Source organism: Rhodococcus sp. RD6.2 (genome assembly GCF_001040705.1).
Taxonomy (GTDB): domain Bacteria; phylum Actinomycetota; class Actinomycetes; order Mycobacteriales; family Mycobacteriaceae; genus Rhodococcus_G.
In genome coordinates this window covers 178,309-197,686 of sequence record NZ_CVQP01000006.1, presented here as the reverse complement: position 1 = coordinate 197,686, position 19,378 = coordinate 178,309, and the positions used below count along the sequence as shown (strand labels likewise).

Genomic DNA, 19,378 nt, shown 5'->3' with positions numbered 1-19,378 from the left:
CCAAGCCGGTAGCCTGTACCCACGTGACCAACTTCTCCGAGGACCTGCTTCTCGCCCTGCGCATCGCCGACGCCGCGGACGCCATCACCCGCGACCGGTTCGGCGCCCTCGACCTGCATGTCGACGACAAGCCGGACCTGACGCCCGTCTCCGACGCCGACCTCGCGGTCGAGCGGGAGGTGCGGGCGATCCTGTCGCAGGAACGGCCGGACGACGCCGTCCTCGGTGAGGAGTTCGGCGGCGAGGCCCGGTTCGAGGGCAGGCAGTGGGTCGTCGATCCGATCGACGGCACCAAGAACTTCGTTCGCGGCGTGCCGGTGTGGTCGACGCTGATCGCACTGCTGCAGGACGGCGTCCCGGTCGTCGGCGTCGTCAGCGCACCCGCCCTGGCCCGCCGCTGGTGGGCGTCGGAGGGCTCGGGCGCGTTCGCGACGTTCGAGAGCGGCGATCCGAAGCGGATCGCGGTGTCGGGAGTCGATCGCCTCGAGTCCGCGAGCCTGAGCTTCTCGAGCCTCTCGGGGTGGCGGGATCTCGGTATTCGCGACCGGTTCATCGACCTGACCGATGCGGTGTGGCGGGTGCGCGGCTACGGCGACTTCCTCTCCTACTGCCTGCTCGCCGAGGGTGCGCTCGAGATCGCCGCCGAACCCGAGGTGTCGCTGTGGGACCTCGCCCCGCTCGACCTGCTGGTGCGGGAGGCGGGCGGACGGTTCACGTCCCTCGACGGAACGCCCGGACCGCACGGCGGCAACGCGGTGGCGAGCAACGGTCTGCTGCACGACTCGGTGCTCACCAGCCTGCGGAAGGGCTGACACACACCGCGAGCGGGTCGGCGGGCCACTCCTGCAGGATGTCGCGGGCCCGAGCACGGCCGGCGTTGAACTCGTACCACGCGTCCGGCCTTGTACTCGTCGCGATCAGCGTGCAGGAGCGCAGCGGTTCGGGGAGCCGGTCCAGCGCGGGCACCGCGTCGACCGACAGACCCCGCAGGTACGTCACGTCGATCTCACCTGTCCGTTCGTACCGGTCGACGTTGCGGTCCGCGATGTAGCCGTCCGGATTCACCGCGGCGAAGGCGAGCAACGCTGCGACGGCCGACCCCAGCACGATGCGGGGCAGGAGCGCGCCGCGCATCCGGATGCCCGCGATCAGCAGGACGGCGAACACCGTCCCGAACCAGAGTTCGACGACCCACACCGCGAGCCGCAGCCGCGTGTATCCGAAGGCGTTCTCGTACAACGACATCCGATGCAGGGCGGACGCGACCACGACGATCGACAGCACGCACAGGGACCCGAGCAGCAGCCGCGCGAGCATGCGGTCGCGGCGCACGACGAGGTCGATCCGGCGGACGGCAACCGCGATGACGATCAGCGTCAGTGCGGTCACCGCGCACAGCTGCCAGAACCCCTGCCGGGCGTAGTCGGCGTACGTGAGGTCCGGCGTCGACAGGACGTGCCCGTCACCGGCGAACATGACGCGAACCTGCATTGCGACGAAACCCGCGAAGAGCAGGTCGAGTGCCAGCACCGGCACCGCCCATTCCCAGGCGGGCAGGCGGCGTCCCGCCGCGGGTGCCAGAGCGTCGAGCCGAATCGGCCTGCGCCACAGGTAGGCCGACGCCAACGACACCGCGGCGACGGCGGTGCCCGTGACGATCGCGGCGGACAGGTCGTCGGTACGGACGGTCGGGACGGCGCCGCCGAGGAGCCGGCCGAACTCGGGATCGGCTCCCGCGAAGAGCAGTCCGAAAACCCCGATCAGCACCGCCGTGATCGTGACGACTCCGGCGATGCGGCCCGCTCGGATCGCGCTGCCGGTCCCGCGTCGGCGGCGACGCCGGAGCCAGCCCGTCACCCGCCCCGGGGTGAGCCACGCGGCGGCGGGCGCCAGGCCGATCCCGGTCCAGGTGCGGACACCGAGCAGCGCCACCGATCCGACCGTCCAGCCGGCGATCACGCACAACGTGACCAGCCAACCGGCCCCGCGGATCGCCGCGACCGATAGCAGCGCGAGGACCGTCACGGCCGCCACTAGGTGACCGCGAGTGGGACGGGGCCGCCCGGCCGCCGCCACCGTCCCCACAACCGCGATCCCCGCCAGCGGGTACGCCACGCTCGGCGTTCCCGCCCGCAAGGTCAGTGCCGCAAGCAGTCCGGCCACGGCAGCGGCGATCACGGTGGTGGTCGGCGCGATCGACGTCCGGTCGGGGCGCCACACCCGCACACCCCACCGGGATGTTCTCGAGGTGGGACCTGCCTTGGCTGCGGTGTCCGTCGTCAGTGTGGTCATGACGCGTTCCTTCCGTTGAAAGCCCACCCGACTGTGGGCAGGCGTCATCGAGGGACGGCGGACCGACGGTCCACCTCCCGCTTCGTCGTGAGAGGTCAGGTGGGGGGTAGTTCCACCCGGATACAGCAACCGGACTGCGTGTCGAGCACCCCGATCCGGCCGTCGTGCAGGTCCACCGCCCAGCGGGCGATGGCGAGCCCGAGCCCCGTGCCGCCGCCTGCCGCGCCGCCCCTGGTGAACCGCTCGAACACCCCGGCCCGGTCCTGGCGTGCGATCCCCGGACCGTCGTCGTGCACGTCGAGGACCAGCGACCCCGGCCCGGTTCCCGCCTCGGCACGCACGTGCACCTGCGTCGAAGCACCGTGCCGCAGAGCGTTGTCGACGAGGTTCGCGACGACCTGGTGGAGGCGAGCGGTATCCGCGGTGGCGCGCAACGTCGACGGCTGGACGTCGATCCGAATGTCCACTGCGGCAGTCGGATCGGCGTGCTCGTCCACCACCCGACGGAGGAACGGTTCGACCGCGAAATCGGTGCGGTGCACCGGGACGACACCGGCTTCGAGCCGGGACAGGTCGAGCAGGTCCCGTACCAGCGCCCCGAGACGTTCGGTCTGGTCGAGTGCGGTGCGCAGTGTTGCCGGGTCGGGGTCGGCGACCCCGTCGACGACGTTCTCGAGCACCGCCTGCAGGGCCGCGATCGGGGTGCGGAGTTCGTGGGACACGTTCGCGATCAGCTCGCGGCGGTACCTGTCGTCGGCTTCGAGATCCTCGGCCATCTGGTTGAACGCCTGGGCGAGTTCACCGATCTCGTCGCGGGACGTGGAGCGGACGCGGCGCGACCAGTCGCCGGTCGCCATCGCTCGGGCGGCGGCCGTCATCTCCCGCAGCGGCGACGTCATTCCGTGCGCGAGGACCTGCGTGACAGCGAGGGACACGAGGAGCGCGACCCCGAGCGCGAATCGGAACTGCCAGTTCGACGCGAACCAGAACGTCACCGACGCCGCGAACACCGAGGTGACGACGAGCAGTCCGGTCTTGACCTTGAACGAACGTAGCGGGTCCAACGGCCTCGGCCACGTCATCACGACACCCGACCGATCTGCTCGACCGCGTAGCCGACGCCGTGCACGGTGCGGATCAGGTCACCACCGAGTTTGCGTCGCAGCGCCTTGACATGACTGTCCACCGTGCGACTGGTCGCGCCCGCGCCCCACCCCCACACCTGTTCGAGCAGGGCGTCGCGGGCCATCGCCGCGCCGGGACGGGCCGCGAGGTGTGCGAGGAGATCGAACTCGGTACGGGTCAGGTGGATCTCGTCGGCGCCCGCGCGGACTCGCCGGGTGATCAGGTCGATCGTCACGTCGCCGACGGTCAGGACGTCGGAGTCGGGTCCGGCGGCGGACCGGTCGGTGCGTCGCAACAACGCCGCGACCCGGGCGACGAGGACCCGCATGCTGAACGGCTTGCTCAGATAGTCGTCGGCGCCGACCCCCAGCCCGATCACCATGTCCGTCTCGTCGGCGCGGGCGGTGAGCATCAGCACCGGAACCGGCCTGTCCGCCTGGATCCGGCGGCACACCTCCAGTCCGTCGAAACCGGGCAGCATGAGGTCGAGTACGACGAGGTCCGGCCGATGGGCGGCGCAGTCACGAACGGCGGCGGGACCGTCGGATGCCGTCCGGACCTGATATCCCTCCGCACGCAATCGGGCGGTGACGGCGTCGGCGATGGTCCGGTCGTCCTCCACGACGAGCACGCTGCGCTGGGTCATGGTTTCGACCGTATCGCCCGGGTGTGGGAATTCCGGGTGAGACCTGTGAAGGTTCCGTGGAGGACCACACGACCGCGGACTTACCACAGCCAACTCGCGCCGACAAGGGTCGCGGGGAGGATTTCGTCGGCCCGTTCCCCGGCCTCGCGGCGGAGGCAGGGACCTCTCGCGCCGCGAAGACTCGATGTCGACCCGTCGTCGATGCCGAGGAGCCCCGTGAACGTCCTGTCCCGGACCGCCCTGTCCCGCCGATCGTTCCTCCTGGGACTGGCCGCGACACCGATCGCCCTGTCCGCGGGATGCGCCTCGGGGCGATCCGATTCCGATGCGGCCGCCCCCACAGGCGGCCGTCGCCCGCTCCCGGTTCCGCCACTCGCCCCGGCGACCACCGATGCGTCCGGGGTCCGGCATTTCGCACTCACGGCCGCCGCCGGGACCACCGAGATGCTGGCGGGCGTCGACACCCCGACGTGGGGGTACAACGGGTCCGTCCTCGGACCTACGATCCGGGTCCGCCGCGGCGAGACGATCGCGTTCACCATCGACAACGACCTGACCGAGCCCACGACCGTGCACTGGCACGGCGTGCACGTCCCCGCCCGCTACGACGGCGGCCCACACCAGACGATCGAGCCGGGTGCGCGCTGGGAGCCCACGTGGACGGTGAACCAGCCTGCCGCGACTCTCTGGTACCACCCGCATCCGCACGGCACCACCGAGAAGCACGTGTATCGCGGCCTGGCGGGCATGTTCCTCGTCGACGACGACGCCACCCCGGCCGCCGGTCTGCCCACCACGTACGGCGTCGACGACTTCCCCGTGGTCGTCCAGGACCGGCGCTTCAACGCGGACGGCACGCTCGACGAGTCCGCCCCGACCGACGTCGGACTGCTCGGCGACACCCTCGTCACGAACGGCATCGCGGATGCCTACCTGACCGTCGGCACCGAGCTCGTGCGATTGCGGATCCTCAACGGGTCGTCGGGCCGGATGTACAACCTCGGGTTCGCCGATGACCGCGAGTTCCAGATGGTCGCCAGCGACGGCGGCCTCCTCGGGAAGCCTTTGCCGCTCACCAGGATCAGGCTCAGCCCCGGGGAGCGGGCGGAGATCGTCGTCGCCGCGGGCGATGCGCCTGCGATGCTGCGGACGTTCCCGTTCGACGACGGGGCGGGCGTGGACTCCTCCGACGCCGCGGCCTACGGATTGACGGACACCTTCGATGTCCTGGAACTGCGTCCCGCGTCGCAGCTCGGCCGCTCCGGCGCCCTTCCGGCCGCCCTCGCCACGATCCCCCGGATCGACCCGAACACGGCTGTCGTGCAGCGCACATTCGATCTGCAGTGGTTCATGATCAACGGCGAGCAGATGGACATGAACCGCATCGACTTCACCCCGGCCGTCGACACCACCGAGGTCTGGACGGTCCGCAACTCCGACAACTGGCCGCACAACTTCCACGTCCACGACACCCAGTTCCAGATCGTCGACATCGACGGCGCCGCCCCGCCGCCCACACTCGCCGGCTGGAAGGACACCGTATACACCCCGCCGGGCAGCACGATCCGGTTGGTGATGCGGTTCAGCGAGTACACCGACCCGACGTTCCCGTACATGTACCACTGCCACCTGCTGCTGCACGAGGACAAGGGCATGATGGGCCAGTTCCTGGTCCTGGCGCCGGGCCAGCAACCCGCGCCGATGACGATGCCCATGACGGGAATGGACCACTTGGGGATGTCGGGCGGGGCCGGGATGCCGCGCGGCTCCGGGACGACCGGTGTACCGACACCGACGACGAGCGCGACGTCACCCGGCGCGGGGGCGAGCCACGGCGGGCACTGACGCTGCGGCGGCCCTCCGACGGGACGATCAGCCCAGGCGGTGGGCGTGCAGCGCCAACCGCACCCGGTTGTCGCAGCCGGTCTTGTCCATCAGGTTCGCGACGTGCGATTTCACCGTGGTGACGCCGAGATGCAGGCGGTCGGCGATCTCCTGGTTGCTCAGCCCCTCGCCCACCAGGGCCAGCACCTCGCCTTCGCGCGGGGTGAGGGCGTGTGCCGTGCCGGTCACCGGGTTCTGTTCGGGACCGGTCTCGACGGCGCGATCGACCAGCCTGCGCAGCAGTGCCGGGGAGAACGGCAGGTCGCCGTCGACGACGCGGCGGATCGCGGCGAGCAGTTCGGCGGGTGCGGTGTCCTTGACGAGGAAGCCAGCCGCACCCGCCGCCAGCGCCGGGTACAGGTGCTCGTCGTCGTCAAACGTGGTGAGCACCAGCACCTTCGCCGGGGACCCGCCGCCACGAACTCGGCGGGTCGCGTCCACGCCACCGAGTCCGGGCATCCTCAGGTCCATGAGGATCACGTCCGGCGACAGTTCGGCAGCGAGCCGCAGTGCGTCCGCACCGTTGGCGCCCTCACCGACGACCTCGATGTCGTCGGTGGAGTCGATCAGCATCCGCAGGCCCGCTCGAACCAGGCGCTGATCGTCCACCACGAGTACCCGGATCACCGAACCTCCTCCGGCTTCGCGGCGGGGAGCCAGGCGCGGACGTGCCAGTTCCCTTCGGCCGCACCGATGTCGAGTGTGCCACCGGCAAGCGCGACCCGCTCCGCCATACCGACGAGTCCGAGTCCGAGTCCGCTCCCGCTCTCGGCATCCCGGCTCCGATTGGCGATGTGCACATCCACGCCGCCGTCACGTCGCGCGACCGTCACCGTGACCACGCCCGAGGGGTCGGCGTGCTTCATGGCGTTGGTCAGCGACTCCTGGACCACCCGCAACAGCGTGAGCCGGCCGATCGTGTCGAGGTCCCCGAGGTCCGGGTCGAGTTCGGCGGCGACGGTGAAGCCCGCCGCGCGAGTGCGCTCGACCGCCGCCCCGATCTCGGCGGGCACCCCGTCCGCGTCGACGAGGGCCACCTCCCCGAGGTCGGGATCCCGCAGTGCCACAAGCAGTCTGCGAATGTCCGAGAGGGCGCCCGATGCGGTGGCGTGCACGTCGTCGAGGACGCCGCGCACCCGCGGGTCCGCATCGGCGACGACGTGCTGCGCCACGCCGATCCGCAGCACGATCGACGCCATGTGGTGCGCGACCAGGTCGTGCAGTTCCCGTGCCAGCGCGCTGCGTTCGCCGGCACGGGCCCTTGCGGCATCGTCGACTCGGCGCGCTTCCGCCTCGGCGGCGCGCGCCCGGTACGTCGCGGCCAGGTCGCGTTGCGCCCGCAGGTACAGCCCCAACAGCAGTGGCAGTGCCACGACGGCCGCCGCTTCGACGACGGTTGCGGCCCGCCAGAACGCTGTGTGTCCGCCCGCCAGTCCGACCAGCACCGCCGCAGCCCACCCGACAGCGGCGGTCGCCACCGACGCCGTGCGATGGGTTCGCATGGCGACCTCGGTCAGCCCTACCGCACCGAGGTAGGGCACGAGCGACGACAACCCCCACGCATCCGCCACGAACATCGGTACCGCGAGCACGGACAGGGTCAGCGAGACGGGGACCGGCCACCGCCCTCCGAACAGGAACACGACCGCGGACGCCATGCCTGCGAGCCAGTACCACGGCGGCACCTGGTGCTCGCCGGGAAAGTTGCTCGCGAGCAGCAGCAGCGGAACCAGCACCAGCGGCAGGCCGCGGACCAACGGCGGCAGGACGCGATTCGGGCGGGTCTCGGACACGTGTCCACACTAGGGTGTCGGCGATTGTGCAGGAATTCTCGACTTCCTATCTTACTCTGGAGTAAGGTGTGAATCGTCCTAGACCGAACGCCGAGAAATATGGTGATCATGACCAAGCAAGACAGCGTTGCGAAGACGAACGGGGCAGCCGGCCGCAGTGGCGACTCGGCGGCACGCCGCCCCCGCGACACCTCCGCGGTCGGGCTCAACCCGATCAAGAGGGACGCGATGGGCGCCGCCATGCGCGTGCTGACCAAGATCACCGGGTCGGACCTGGCCGAGAAGTACAACCTCCGCGAACCGATCAACCGGGTCACCTACGAGGGCACCAAGACCGGCTTCAAGACACTCGGCGCCGCGACCCGGACGTTCGCGAAGTCCTCCGGCGGCAGCAAGCCCACCCGTCTTCCGGCAAGCGAGACGAAGAACGCCGACTACTTCGACCTCACCCCCACCGACGAGCAGCAGATGATCACCTCGACGGTCCGGGACTTCGCCGCCGAGATCATCCGCCCCGCCGCCCACGACGCCGACGAGGCCGCGTCCTCGCCCGCCGACCTCGGCAAGCGCGCCGCAGAGCTCGGCATCACGCTGATCAACGTGCCCGAGGAGTTCGAGGGTGTCGCGACCGAACGCGGCGCCGTCACGAACGCACTGGTCGCCGAGGCGCTCGCCCACGGCGACATGGGCCTGGCGCTGCCGATCCTCGCGCCGAGCGGTGTCGCGGTCGCGCTCACGCAGTTCGGTTCCGAGGGCCAGCAGAAGACGTACCTGCCGTCGTTCACCGGCGAGAACGTCCCCGCCGCCGCCCTCGTCGTCACCGAGCCGCGCGCCCTGTTCGATCCGTTCGCGTTGCAGACCAAGGCCGTACGCTCCCCCAGCGGCTACAAGCTCAACGGCGTCAAGTCCCTGGTGCCCGCTGCCGCGAGCGCCGAACTGTTCGTCGTCGCCGCCGAACTCGACGGCAGGCCCGCACTGTTCATCGTCGAGTCCGACAGCAAGGGCCTCGTCGTCGAGGCCGATCCGAGCATGGGCCTGCGTGCCGCCGGACTGGGCCGGCTCAACCTCACCGATGTCGCGGTCCCCGAGTCGGCGATCCTCGGTGAGGGTGACGCCGATCAGCGCGCAGCCGATTACGCGGACGCGATCCGTCTCGCCCGCCTCGGCTGGGCGTCGCTCGCGGTCGGCACCGGGCAGGCCGTCCTCGACTACGTGATCCCCTACGTCAACGAGCGCGAGGCCTTCGGCGAGCCGATCAGCCATCGCCAGGCGGTGGCGTTCATGGTCGCGAACATCGCCATCGAACTCGACGGCCTGCGGCTGGTGACCCTGCGCGGCGCGTCCCGCGCGGAGCAGGGCCTCTCGTTCGGCCGCGAAGCCGCGTTGGCCCGAAAGCTCGCCACCGACAAGGGCATGCAGATCGGACTCGACGGCGTGCAGCTCCTCGGCGGGCACGGCTTCACCAAGGAGCACCCGGTCGAGCGCTGGTACCGAGACCTCCGCGCCGTCGGCGTCGCCGAGGGCATCGTCCTCATCTGACGCCCGCACACGCCAACAGGAGCACACACCCATGATCAATCTCGAACTTCCCAAGAAGCTCAAGGCGTCTGCCAACCAGGCGCACCAGGTCGCCGCGCAGATCCTGCGCCCGGTCTCCCGCAAGTACGACCTCGCCGAGCACGCGTACCCCGTCGAACTCGACACGATGGCCGCCATGGTCGAGGGCCTCAACGACTCCGGTGTCGGTGCGTCCGGGGCCGCTCTCGGCCGCGGTGACGCCCCGGCCATCGTCGGCAACGCCAACGGCGGCAACATGGCGTCGCTCATGAACGTCATCGAAACCTGCTGGGGCGACGTCGGCTTGACGCTGTCGATCCCCTACCAGGGTCTCGGCAACTCGGCGATTGCCGCCGTCGCCACCGACGAGCAGCTCGAACGCTTCGGCAAGGTGTGGGCCTCGATGGCCATCACCGAGCCGAGCTTCGGCTCCGACTCCGCTGCCGTCACGACCACCGCCGTCCTCGACGGCGACGAGTGGGTCCTCAACGGTGAGAAGATCTTCGTCACCGCGGGCGAGCGGTCCACTCACATCGTCGTGTGGGCGAGCGTCGACAAGACGAAGGGCCGCGCCGCGATCAAGTCGTTCGTCGTGCCCCGCGACGCTCCCGGACTGTCCGTCGCCCGCCTCGAGCACAAGCTGGGCATCAAGGCGTCCGACACCGCAGTCCTGCTGCTGCAGGACTGCCGCATCCCGGCGGACAACATCCTCGGCAGCCCGGTGGTCAACACCGAGCAGGGCTTCGGCGGCGTGATGCAGACCTTCGACAACACGCGTCCGATCGTCGCCGGCATGGCCGTCGGACTCGGTCGCGCGGTGCTCGAGGAGCTGCGCACGATCCTGACGGACGCGGGCATCGAGATCTCCTACGACATCCCGGCGAACAACCAGCATGCCGCCGCCGCCGAGTTCCTGGCGATGGAAGCCGACTGGGAGGCCGCGTACCTGCTGTCGCTGCGCGCCACCTGGATGGCCGACAACAAGAAGCCGAACTCGCTCGAGGCGTCGATGTCGAAGGCGAAGGCGGGGCGCACCGGCACCGCCGTCTCCCTCAAGGCCGTCGAACTGGCGGGCACCGAGGGCTACTCGCAGCGTCCCCTGCTCGAGAAGTGGGCCCGCGACAGCAAGATCCTCGACATCTTCGAGGGCACCCAGCAGATCCAGCAGCTGATCATCGCGCGCCGCCTGCTCGGCAAGTCGTCGGCGCAGCTCAAGTAGCAGGCACCGCAGCTACTTTCATGCCACTATCCGTCCCCGCCGCATCCCCGCGGCGGGGACGGACTCGTCTTCTGCCGCGGCGGCCATCGAAACCGTGGACCGGAACCCCTGTGGATGGAGACCGACTCTCGATAGAGATCTGGGCGACAACCGTGGATCATCGAACCTGCGGACCCGGCCAGACGAGACCGTCACCTACCTGATTATCGACACGGCACGACGAAGCCCCCACCCTTCGCAGGTGGGGGCGCCTTGTCGATCAATGGGCAGCTGAACGCTCGGGCAGCTTGCGTGAGACGGCAATTTTCAGTTCGCCGAACGCAAAGCCCAACGCACGCTCATATACGAGAGGGTCGGGCATCATCGCATCGTCCGACGTGAACTGCACACTCAGTACGTCGCCGATCGAAGTCACGCCGTGCGCAAGGCTGTTGCCGCGGTGAATCATCGGGGCGCAGAAACTGTCGACGACCGGGCTGTCTCCGAACTTCAGATTGGCACGCCCACGGGGGACGTTGGACACCAGTGTGTTTGCCAGTGGAACCTGCCCGGCCGCCTTCTTCGCCTTCGCCCGCTTCGCATTGCCGCGCGCCGCGAGACGCATGGCACTCTTGAGGTAGATGGCAGGGGCATGGTCGAGCGTTACTTCCATCGCGATGGATTCCGGCTGCTGCACCCGATGCTTCTCGAAGTCGGCGGATTCATGGATCTGTTTCAGTCGTGCAAGCGGATCGTGCTCGTCGGTGTGGAGATCGACGAACATCGTGGTGAGCTTGTTTGCAGCGGTGACTTCGGCATGGCCATCGCGAATCGCTCGCGGAACCTGCGCTGCCAGTGAGTCGTTCGGTGTCTCGCCGGCCTCCGACAGGAAGGTGGCGAGCCCTCCGCTGATGATAGTGAGGATCACGTCGTTGATGGACGTTCCGGTAGCGCGCGCGATGGCACGGACCTCGGCCAAGGAGAGCTTGACCCTCCCGAGTACGTGCTGCCCACTCTGCTCGTCGTTGAAGCGAGTACGTGGCCGCTGCGCCTTCGGTGTGGTGACCTCACCCGATTCCACGAGACGCGCGAATGCCTTCCGAGCGGCCGCAGACTGCCGGAGGGAGCGAGCGAGGCCGCCGAACTGACCGGGCAGTCGCAGCAACGATCCTGCTGCCCCACGAACAGGTCCGGGTGTGCCCGTAACAGCGGGGCTCGCATCAGGATCATCGAACAACGCTCGGGCGATCTGTACGGAGCCCAATCCATCGGTGGCTGCATGGTGCACACGCACTGCCACGACCGTTGCTCGATCCGGAAGATCTTCGACGCCACAGACATCGGTAAGAACGTGCACTTCCCACGGTGCACGGTCCAGGCCGAACGGCTTCTCGGTCATGGTGGCGAAGATGTCATAGAAGTCCTCGCGCGAGATCTCACCGATCACCCGGAACTGGACATGATCGTCGGGATTGGTGTCGCTTGCGGGAACCCAGTACGGGTGACCGAGATCGCCTGGTACGCGGCGAACACGCTGCCGGAGAATTGCCGCGCGATCCATGCGCTGCCTCATCCAATCCACCGCGTCTGCGCGAGTCTGGATGGGGTTTTGGTCGCAGCTGGTATCGAAGACGTAGACGCCAGTGTGGACACTTGGCGCATCGTCGCGATCAAGTTCGTCGGAAAGCAGGAACCACGTGTCGCGAGAGGCTAACCGAGTCGAGGCCGGCGAGTTCATTGGATCTGTTTCCCCCAGGATTCCACTCGGTCTGTTGCTTGTCAGATCTAACCAGAAGCGTCGTAGTGTCATTCACACAAAGGACGAACCATCCGAGATTGCCCAGGTGAGCGACCCAGGTATTGCTGCTGTGCCATGGCGTGTCGGCCAACCGCGTTGCGTCCAACGTGTCCTGTCAGTCGCCTACCTGACCACCGATCCTGTTCACCGGAGGACCGAAGCGTGCAACAGGAGACCGCGCGTGCGGCCCAAGGCGTTTCCTCCGGGGGCAGCTGCGCCGGTCGGTGACCCTCGTCAGCGGGGCTCGAGCAGCGCGACGATCCACCTCCGGACGGCGACCTCGAGGTCGCGTCGCGGGTCGATGTCGCCCAGCGACCGATGCCCGCACGTCAGGTCGAACGCGAGCCCCTCGCACAGGCTGACGAGGTCGCGGGCCGCGGCCTCCGGGTCCGCGGCGCCGAGACCGTCCATCAGGTCACGCGCGGCGTCGACCGAGAACAGGCAGGACGCCAGCCCCACCCGAAGATCGTTCTCCCCCAGAGCATCGGAGACGAGGGCGTATCTGGCGAGCACGTCGACGCGCCGCCGCGTCACGAGCATGTCGAGGTATCGGGCGATCGCGTCGGCCGCGGCCTCGGGAGTGCGGGGCGGTTCGGGCGGGACCACGCCGGTGAAGTCCGCACGCGAGCGGTCCGTCAGGTGGGTGATTGTCGCGTCGAGCAGGGCCTTGCGGGTGCGGTAGTAGTACGACGTCGAACCCCGGGCCAGACCGAGTCGCGCGTCGATCGCCTGATGGGTCACCGCATGATTGCCTCCCTCCGCCGCCAACTCGACCGCGGCACGACAGATGAGGTCGCGGCGCGAACGTCGATCGGTCATGCCGCCATCCTAGCGACCCTCTACGATGATAGAGTCCGGGCATGCGCAGGTTCAGCAGAGTTCGAGACCGCCACCTCCCGATCGACGTGTTCGACAGCGCCGCACACGAACTCGGGTTCGAGATGGACGAGGAGCAACGACATGCGGCACACGTACTCGCGGCCACCGACCAGGACGTGTACCTGTGGGGACCGCCCGGACGTGGCAAGACCTGGCTGATGTCGACCTACGTCGCCGCACTGCCCCCCGACCGCACGCGGCGACTGCACTTCCACGAGTTCTTCCGAGACCTGCATTCAGCGATCCGACGTCACGGCAACAACCTCGACGCCGCGTTGGATGAACTCCTGGGCGGCCTGGACGTGGTCTGCTTCGACGAGTTCCACGTCCACGACCCCGCGGACGGCCGCTTCCTCAGCAGACTGCTGCCCGCCTTGTTCGAAAGGAAGATCCGCGTCGTGGTGACCTCGAACCACCACCCGCGCGCCCTGATGCCCAATCCCCTGTTCCACGACGACTTCCTGCCCTCGATCGAGCTGATCGAGCGCCGCCTCGCCGTCGTCGGTGTCGACGGCCCGGTCGACTACCGCAGCAGGTCGGAGCACCGGTCGGGCTTTGCCGCAGGCCTGTGGCTGCATCCGGGGACGGCAGACCGCGCGCGCCGCGCCGGCCTGTATCCGCCGGAACCGAACGCCCGGGTCGTCATCCCCGCTGGCGGGCGGACCGTCACCGCCCGGCGCGCATCGGCCGACGAGCTGTGGATCGACTTCGCGGACCTGTGTTCGACTCCGACCGCCCCGTCCGACTACCTCGCCCTGGCCCGCGGCCATCGCCGATGGGTGGTGGATGGCGTCCCGGATCTGGGATCCGCGGGCCGCGAACCCGCACAACGGTTCGCGAACGTCGTCGACGTGCTCTACGACCGCGACGTGACGACGACCTTCCTCGCCCGGACGCCCCTGGACCGCCTCGCCGTCGACGACGCCCTACCCGTGGAGATCGAGCGGATCATGAGCCGACTGCGCGAGCTACGCCAAGGCGAACCGATCGCCATCCGGTGACGACCCACCGAACTCACTCCATTGCAACGGGTTTCGTTTCGACCTGAGACGAGCGGGGTCAGCGGTGGTGCTCACGAAGGAACGCGACGACGCGGGGAACGAGGTGATCCGCGTGCGTGACCACGCCTCCGTGGCCGGCGCCGGGAACCACGTGGAGCTCGGCGTTCGGAATCCGGTCGACCGCCGCGTGCGCCTGTGTCGGGCCGATCAAGGGGTCGAACTCGAACGCGACCGCGAGGACCGGAGCGACGATTCGGCGCAGTCGCTCCATCCGGTCGTCGTCCCGCAGCCAGGCGTGGGACGCGCGTGCCTGCGCGACCTCGCCGTCACTCGACGTCCACTGGTCCGCCTGGAACGCGCACATTCCAGCCCATTGCTCGACCAGCGGGTCCGCCTTCGCCAACGCAGCCGGCGGCAGGGCGGTCAGCAGTGTCTGCATCGTCATCACCTCGGCCGGAAGCGACCCCATCAGGTCGATGAGTGCGCTTTCACTGTTCACGACGGAATGGAGCAGCGGCGTCGTCGGGCCGGGCCCCGCGATGAGGACACCTGCGCCACATCTCTCCGGGGAGTGAGACAGCAGATGTTCCGCAGTGAAGCTCCCAAGCGAGTAACCCACCAGTGCCGGAGGACCGTCGAGGCGGAGGGTGTCGATCAGCGACACGAGGTCGTCGGCCAGGTCCGCGATCGTGCACCGGGACGACGGGGCGTCGCTCGGGGCAACGCCGCGCGAGGCGTACGCGATCACCTCGAATCCACCGTCGACGAGCGCCTGCGTCAACCCCGCCACTTCCCACGCGACGGGCGGCATCCCCGTCCCGCCGATCAGGACGACCGGCGGACCCTCCCCTCGTCGAACCACTCCGAGCCCGAGCCGTCCCGTGTCGACAATCTGCATACCGCCGATTGAACCAACACAGTGCCGTCACCTCGGGCATGCACAGACACGCGTTCGCTTTGTCCGATTCAAACTCACCATCCCCGCCCAGGTCGCAGCTAGGCTGTGACCCAACACACACCGGATTCAGTCCGTAGGGGGACGCGATGCCAGGCGTTTTGACGAAGGTCACCGACACACTCGGTGCAGTCCGGGTGATGGTGCAGTCGGGACTCGTCCCGTTTCCCCGGCTCGACCGCGGGATCGCGACGATCCGCGCCACCGAGAAGTTCGGACCCTTCGCCGGCCCCGTGCACGCGCACGCCTCCGCGGGATACGACGCCGTCGCGATCATCGACGAACTGGGTCAGCTCACCTACCGCGGCCTGGAGGAGCAGTCCAACGCCCTGGTCCGCGCTTGGGTGGACGAAGGCATCACGCCCGGCGCCGTCATCGGCGCGATGTCCCGGAACCATCGCGGCCTGGTGCTCACGATGCTCGCGGCCGCGAAGCTCGGCACCAAACTGGTGCTGATGAACACCGGCTTCAGCCCTCCGCAGCTGGTCGATGTCGCTGCGCGCGAACAGGTTCGAGCGTTCGTCTACGACGAGGAGTTCGCTGCTGTCGCAGATGCGCTGCCGGGCGACGTCAACAGATTCGTCGTGTGGGGTCAGGCGGCGCCGACCGCGAAGCACCTCGACGACCTCGTCGCGGGCCGCAGTACCGCTGCCGTCGACGATCCCCCGGTGCACGGCAGCTTCGTCCTGCTCACCAGCGGCACGACGGGTACCCCCAAGGGCGCGCCCCGCGAGAAGACGTCACCGCTGGCGTCCGCCCAGTTCCTCGACCGGGTACCGCTGCGGCGCGGCCAGACCATGGTGATGGCGGCTCCGGCCTTCCACGGAACCGGCATCTCGCAGCTCGGCCTGGCATTGGCACTCGGCCAGACGGTGGTGCTGCAGCGCCGTTTCGATCCGGCACAGACCGTCGAACTGCTTGCCGCCAACCGCGCCGACTCCCTCGTCGTCGTTCCGACGATGCTGCAGCGCATCATCGACCTCGGACCCGACACACTCGCCCGCTACGACACCACGAACCTGTCGATCATCTTCGCCGCAGGCTCGGCGATCTCCCCCGACCTGTGCAGGCGCACCACCGAGGCGTTCGGGCATGTCCTCCACAATCTGTACGGCTCGACCGAGTGCGCCGTCGCCACCGTCGCGACACCGGCAGACCTGGCCCGTGCCCCGGGTACCGCGGGTCGCGCCCCCGTCACCTGCCATGTCGCCCTGTACGACGACAACGGCACGCGGATCACCGAACCCGGTGTCGTGGGCCGGATTTTCGTGTCCAGTGGGCTGAGCTTCAACGGCTACACCGACGGCCGCGACAAGGAACGGATCGACGGTCTGCTGTCCACCGGCGACGTCGGGCACTTCGACCGCGACGGCCTCCTTTTCGTCGACGGCCGCGACGACGACATGATCGTGTCCGGCGGCGAGAACGTCTACCCCCTCGAGGTCGAAAACCTGCTGGCCGAGCACATCGACGTTGCGGAAGCTGCGGTGATCGGCGTCGAGGACGTCGAGTTCGGGCACCGACTCCGCGCGTTCGTGGTGTCCGCGCCCGGATCGACGCGAGATGCCCAGATCCTCAAGACATTCGTCAAGGAACACCTCGCGCGGTACAAGGTTCCGCGCGAGATCGTGTTCCTCGACGATCTGCCCCGCAATGCCACCGGAAAGCTGCTGCGGCGGGCACTGCACGAGATGGATCTACCGGACGCCTGACGCGCGTCGCGCCTCGACCCGTGCGGTGACGTCCCGTTCGATCAGCGCGGCGTTGATCATCGCGCCCGCGCCGACACCGCCCGCCGCAGCCGAGATGACCTGTGCGCGTGGGTCGGTGACGTTTCCTGCCACCCAGACGCCCGGCACGGTCGTCTCACCCGTCGGTCCGGCGGGCACGTAGGTCCCGAGCACCGTGCCGCCCATCTCCTGCACTGCGGTCTCGACGCCGAGCGATTCCAGTAGTCCGGACCGCGCGACGAAACGTGGTGGTACGACGAGAGCGTCGCGTGCGACGACACCGCGACCTTCCACCTGGACCCCCGTGAGCTTGTCGCCGCGCACCTCGAGACCCGTCACGCGACCGTCGACGACCTCGATCCCGGACGCGGCGAACTTCTCCAGGTCGACCGGGTCGAACGCCTGCGCCGTGTGCGTGAACAGGATCACATTGTCGGTCCACTGTCGCCACATCAGAACCTGATGCGTGGCAACGGCGCTCGTCGCCAGCACGCCGATCGCTCTGTCGCGGACCTCCCAGCCGTGGCAGTACGGGCAGTGCAACACATCGCGTCCCCATCGTCCGCCGATTCCGGGGACGTCGGGGAGTTCGTCGACCAGTCCGGTGGTGACGAGAAGTGCCCGCGCCGAGATCTCCTCACCGCCGGCGAGCCGCACGACGAAGCCGTCGTCCGACGCCTGCGCATCCACGGCGTGCCCGTCGACGAACTCCCCGCCGTACTCCCCGACTTCCTCGCGTCCGATCGCGAGGAGGTCACGGGGCGGGGTCCCCTCGCGTCCGAGGTAGTTGTGCATGTGCGCGGCAGGCGCGTTGCGCGGCGCTCCGCCGTCGATCACCAACACCGATCGCCGCGCTCGGGCCAACGTGAGTGCCCCACCGAGTCCTGCCGCGCCGCCACCGACGATCACGACGTCGTAGCCGTCCTTCATCCTGTCTCCTCCGGTTGATCCGACCCGTCTCGGTCCACTGTCCGCATACCGGTCGAGAATCGCAAGGAGGTTTGCAGTATTAGCAAGGATGCGGGCGGCGCCTCGCAGCACCGAACTTGCAAAGGATTCAGAGAGAACGACAAAGGCCCGGTCTCGCAATGAGACCGGGCCTTCGTTCTTTGGTAGCGGGGACAGGATTTGAACCTGCGACCTCTGGGTTATGAGCCCAGCGAGCTACCGAGCTGCTCCACCCCGCGCTGCATTTACTACTGTACACGACTTTCGGAGGGCTCCTAACCACGCCCCACGAGGCCGGCAGCCACCACTCGGGCACCGAACGAACCTGCGACCGAGAACGACAAAGGCCCGGTCTCGCAATGAGACCGGGCCTTCGTTCTTTGGTAGCGGGGACAGGATTTGAACCTGCGACCTCTGGGTTATGAGCCCAGCGAGCTACCGAGCTGCTCCACCCCGCGCTGCATGAAGAAAGTTACACGAACGGGTGAACCGAACACAAATCACCAGGACAACGACCACTTTCACAGCAGGAACCACACCGAGACGCTTCCCGCCGGGACGCAGTACCCGAATTCTTGTGTCCCACTTCACAAAATCCCGGTGATCCCCAACACATAACGACGGGGTAACGAAACGGACAGCGCATCGCAACGCGCCGAGGTGACCTGGCGAAATGCACGCTATCCACCGAAGTGCGTTGCGGCAGGCCACAGTTCGACCGGGATGACCCGCAGCGAATTCTTGGCTAGCGTCGCCGACGGCCCGAAACGACCGGGCTCAGCCGACCCGCCGCTGCTCGACTCTGCCCCGCGGGATCGGAACCCCGAAACCTTCGAGGGGCAGGGACGGACGCGGAGAACACGGCGCCGGGCGACGAACAGCAGTCTGTCCGCCACGGCCGAATCCGCACAGATCGCACAGTGCGACCCGTCGGCAAGCGCGGAGAGGATTCACCCCGCATGACCACTCGTAAGACACGCACGCGCACCCTCGCCTCCGTCGCCGTGACCGCCACCCTGGCCACCGTCCCGATGGCCCTGAGCATCGGCACCGCCTCCGCAGCCACCCACAACTGGGACGGCGTCGCGCAGTGCGAGAGCGGCGGCAACTGGTCCACCAACACCGGCAACGGCTACTACGGCGGCCTGCAGTTCTCGCAGAGCACCTGGGCCGCGAACGGCGGATCCGGCCAGGCGCACAACGCATCCAAGGCGGAGCAGGTCCGCGTCGCGGAGAACGTGCTCGCCACGCAGGGCGCGGGCGCATGGCCCCACTGCGGCAAGTACCTGACCGTCGCGGAGCCGGAGCCGGCGCCCGCCCCCGAAACCGCTCCGGCACCCGTCGTGGAGGCGGCCGCGACCGTTCCGACCGTCGCCACGATTCCCGGACTTCCCGAGAACTTCCCCGCGCCGACCACCGAGCAACTCCGCGCGGCAGGCGACGCCGCCGTCGCGACCGCCGACCAGTACGGTGTCGGCGACCAGGTCCGTGCGGCCATCGACGCGAACAGCATCTACCTGGTCGGCCTCACCCGCTGACCAGCACCACACACGAAGGCGCCCTCCCGATCGA

At 68.7% G+C, this 19,378-nt stretch carries 16 protein-coding genes and 2 tRNA genes; 7 read left to right on the top strand and 11 right to left on the bottom strand.

Going from position 1 to position 19,378, the window contains the following annotated elements; all coding sequences use genetic code 11:
* Positions 1 to 23: 23 nt before the first annotated feature.
* Positions 24 to 812 carry a histidinol-phosphatase gene (hisN, locus tag RHCRD62_RS11065; protein ID WP_050064762.1) on the top strand — a complete coding sequence of 263 codons (789 nt, stop codon included), beginning with the start codon at positions 24 to 26 and terminating at the stop codon, positions 810 to 812.
* On the opposite strand, the gene RHCRD62_RS11060 is transcribed toward hisN, so the two are convergent.
* The 3 genes from RHCRD62_RS11060 to RHCRD62_RS11050 form a co-directional block, all read right to left on the bottom strand.
* A complete protein-coding gene (locus RHCRD62_RS11060; protein ID WP_084734199.1) occupies positions 790 to 2,292 on the bottom strand; it encodes a DUF4153 domain-containing protein in 1,503 nt (500 codons plus the stop codon). The genes hisN and RHCRD62_RS11060 overlap by 23 nt on opposite strands.
* A 95-nt stretch (positions 2,293 to 2,387) precedes the next feature.
* On the bottom strand, positions 2,388 to 3,374 hold the full coding sequence (locus RHCRD62_RS11055; RefSeq protein ID WP_050064761.1) for a HAMP domain-containing sensor histidine kinase: 987 nt from the start codon (positions 3,372 to 3,374) through the stop codon (positions 2,388 to 2,390).
* Positions 3,374 to 4,063: a response regulator transcription factor gene (locus tag RHCRD62_RS11050; protein WP_050064760.1), complete on the bottom strand. Its 690-nt coding sequence runs from the start codon at positions 4,061 to 4,063 to the stop codon at positions 3,374 to 3,376. The genes RHCRD62_RS11055 and RHCRD62_RS11050 overlap by 1 nt, the downstream gene beginning before the upstream one ends.
* Positions 4,064 to 4,279: 216 nt before the next feature.
* Here RHCRD62_RS11050 and RHCRD62_RS11045 point away from each other — a divergent pair, with 216 nt between their 5' ends.
* The gene (locus RHCRD62_RS11045; protein ID WP_253277284.1) at positions 4,280 to 5,908 is read left to right on the top strand and encodes a multicopper oxidase family protein; all 1,629 of its coding nucleotides are present in this window, start codon (positions 4,280 to 4,282) and stop codon (positions 5,906 to 5,908) included.
* Between the two features lie 27 nt (positions 5,909 to 5,935).
* On the opposite strand, the gene RHCRD62_RS11040 is transcribed toward RHCRD62_RS11045, so the two are convergent.
* Both RHCRD62_RS11040 and RHCRD62_RS11035 read right to left on the bottom strand, forming a co-directional pair.
* A complete protein-coding gene (locus RHCRD62_RS11040; RefSeq protein WP_050064759.1) occupies positions 5,936 to 6,574 on the bottom strand; it encodes a response regulator transcription factor in 639 nt (212 codons plus the stop codon).
* Entirely contained in the window at positions 6,571 to 7,740 is a 1,170-nt protein-coding gene (locus RHCRD62_RS11035; protein WP_050064758.1) for a sensor histidine kinase, read from the bottom strand. Before RHCRD62_RS11035 ends, RHCRD62_RS11040 begins: the two co-directional genes overlap by 4 nt.
* 99 nt (positions 7,741 to 7,839) lie before the next feature.
* Here RHCRD62_RS11035 and RHCRD62_RS11030 point away from each other — a divergent pair, with 99 nt between their 5' ends.
* Together RHCRD62_RS11030 and RHCRD62_RS11025 are read left to right on the top strand one after the other, a co-directional pair.
* Positions 7,840 to 9,279: an acyl-CoA dehydrogenase family protein gene (locus tag RHCRD62_RS11030; protein WP_157050880.1), complete on the top strand. Its 1,440-nt coding sequence runs from the start codon at positions 7,840 to 7,842 to the stop codon at positions 9,277 to 9,279.
* A gap of 31 nt (positions 9,280 to 9,310) precedes the next feature.
* Entirely contained in the window at positions 9,311 to 10,516 is a 1,206-nt protein-coding gene (locus RHCRD62_RS11025; RefSeq protein ID WP_050064757.1) for an acyl-CoA dehydrogenase family protein, read from the top strand.
* 259 nt (positions 10,517 to 10,775) lie between these two features.
* Here the strand turns inward: RHCRD62_RS11025 and RHCRD62_RS11020 are convergent, their stop codons facing one another.
* Positions 10,776 to 12,233 carry a wax ester/triacylglycerol synthase domain-containing protein gene (locus RHCRD62_RS11020; protein WP_172671048.1) on the bottom strand — a complete coding sequence of 486 codons (1,458 nt, stop codon included), beginning with the start codon at positions 12,231 to 12,233 and terminating at the stop codon, positions 10,776 to 10,778.
* Positions 12,234 to 12,527: 294 nt separating this feature from the next.
* A complete protein-coding gene (locus RHCRD62_RS11015) occupies positions 12,528 to 13,112 on the bottom strand; it encodes a TetR/AcrR family transcriptional regulator (RefSeq protein WP_050064755.1) in 585 nt (194 codons plus the stop codon).
* A gap of 41 nt (positions 13,113 to 13,153) precedes the next feature.
* Here RHCRD62_RS11015 and zapE point away from each other — a divergent pair, with 41 nt between their 5' ends.
* Positions 13,154 to 14,173, top strand: a complete 1,020-nt coding sequence (gene zapE, locus RHCRD62_RS11010; RefSeq protein ID WP_050064754.1) for a cell division protein ZapE — start codon at positions 13,154 to 13,156, stop codon at positions 14,171 to 14,173.
* Between the two features lie 58 nt (positions 14,174 to 14,231).
* On the opposite strand, the gene RHCRD62_RS11005 is transcribed toward zapE, so the two are convergent.
* A complete protein-coding gene (locus tag RHCRD62_RS11005; RefSeq protein ID WP_050064753.1) occupies positions 14,232 to 15,071 on the bottom strand; it encodes an alpha/beta fold hydrolase in 840 nt (279 codons plus the stop codon).
* 146 nt (positions 15,072 to 15,217) lie between these two features.
* On the opposite strand from RHCRD62_RS11005, the gene RHCRD62_RS11000 reads away from it, so the two are divergent.
* Positions 15,218 to 16,840 (top strand): acyl-CoA synthetase, encoded by a 1,623-nt coding sequence (locus RHCRD62_RS11000; RefSeq protein ID WP_050064752.1) that lies wholly within the window; start codon positions 15,218 to 15,220, stop codon positions 16,838 to 16,840.
* On the opposite strand, the gene RHCRD62_RS10995 is transcribed toward RHCRD62_RS11000, so the two are convergent.
* The 3 genes from RHCRD62_RS10995 to RHCRD62_RS10985 all read right to left on the bottom strand — a co-directional run bounded on the left by RHCRD62_RS10995 (position 16,826) and on the right by RHCRD62_RS10985 (position 18,264).
* Positions 16,826 to 17,788: an NAD(P)/FAD-dependent oxidoreductase gene (locus RHCRD62_RS10995; protein ID WP_050064751.1), complete on the bottom strand. Its 963-nt coding sequence runs from the start codon at positions 17,786 to 17,788 to the stop codon at positions 16,826 to 16,828. The genes RHCRD62_RS11000 and RHCRD62_RS10995 overlap by 15 nt on opposite strands.
* Before the next feature lie 180 nt (positions 17,789 to 17,968).
* Positions 17,969 to 18,045 (bottom strand) — tRNA-Met (locus tag RHCRD62_RS10990).
* A gap of 142 nt (positions 18,046 to 18,187) precedes the next feature.
* Positions 18,188 to 18,264: transfer RNA gene (locus RHCRD62_RS10985), tRNA-Met, on the bottom strand.
* Between the two features lie 501 nt (positions 18,265 to 18,765).
* Between RHCRD62_RS10985 and RHCRD62_RS10980 the strand changes: the two genes are divergently transcribed.
* Positions 18,766 to 19,344 carry a transglycosylase family protein gene (locus tag RHCRD62_RS10980; RefSeq protein ID WP_050064750.1) on the top strand — a complete coding sequence of 193 codons (579 nt, stop codon included), beginning with the start codon at positions 18,766 to 18,768 and terminating at the stop codon, positions 19,342 to 19,344.
* Positions 19,345 to 19,378 lie beyond the last annotated feature (34 nt).

What these genes read in the sequence shown, in the direction of transcription:
- RHCRD62_RS11060 (WP_084734199.1), bottom strand. Translation starts at nt 2,292, where the DNA reads ATGACCACACTGACGACGGACACCGCAGCCAAGGCAGGTCCCACCTCG.
- RHCRD62_RS11055 (WP_050064761.1), bottom strand. Translation starts at nt 3,374, where the DNA reads ATGACGTGGCCGAGGCCGTTGGACCCGCTACGTTCGTTCAAGGTCAAG.
- RHCRD62_RS11050 (WP_050064760.1), bottom strand. Translation starts at nt 4,063, where the DNA reads ATGACCCAGCGCAGCGTGCTCGTCGTGGAGGACGACCGGACCATCGCC.
- RHCRD62_RS11030 (WP_157050880.1), top strand. Translation starts at nt 7,840, where the DNA reads ATGGTGATCATGACCAAGCAAGACAGCGTTGCGAAGACGAACGGGGCA.
- RHCRD62_RS11025 (WP_050064757.1), top strand. Translation starts at nt 9,311, where the DNA reads ATGATCAATCTCGAACTTCCCAAGAAGCTCAAGGCGTCTGCCAACCAG.
- RHCRD62_RS11020 (WP_172671048.1), bottom strand. Translation starts at nt 12,233, where the DNA reads ATGAACTCGCCGGCCTCGACTCGGTTAGCCTCTCGCGACACGTGGTTC.
- RHCRD62_RS11015 (WP_050064755.1), bottom strand. Translation starts at nt 13,112, where the DNA reads ATGACCGATCGACGTTCGCGCCGCGACCTCATCTGTCGTGCCGCGGTC.
- zapE (WP_050064754.1), top strand. Translation starts at nt 13,154, where the DNA reads ATGCGCAGGTTCAGCAGAGTTCGAGACCGCCACCTCCCGATCGACGTG.
- RHCRD62_RS11005 (WP_050064753.1), bottom strand. Translation starts at nt 15,071, where the DNA reads ATGCAGATTGTCGACACGGGACGGCTCGGGCTCGGAGTGGTTCGACGA.
- RHCRD62_RS11000 (WP_050064752.1), top strand. Translation starts at nt 15,218, where the DNA reads ATGCCAGGCGTTTTGACGAAGGTCACCGACACACTCGGTGCAGTCCGG.
- RHCRD62_RS10995 (WP_050064751.1), bottom strand. Translation starts at nt 17,788, where the DNA reads ATGAAGGACGGCTACGACGTCGTGATCGTCGGTGGCGGCGCGGCAGGA.
- RHCRD62_RS10980 (WP_050064750.1), top strand. Translation starts at nt 18,766, where the DNA reads ATGACCACTCGTAAGACACGCACGCGCACCCTCGCCTCCGTCGCCGTG.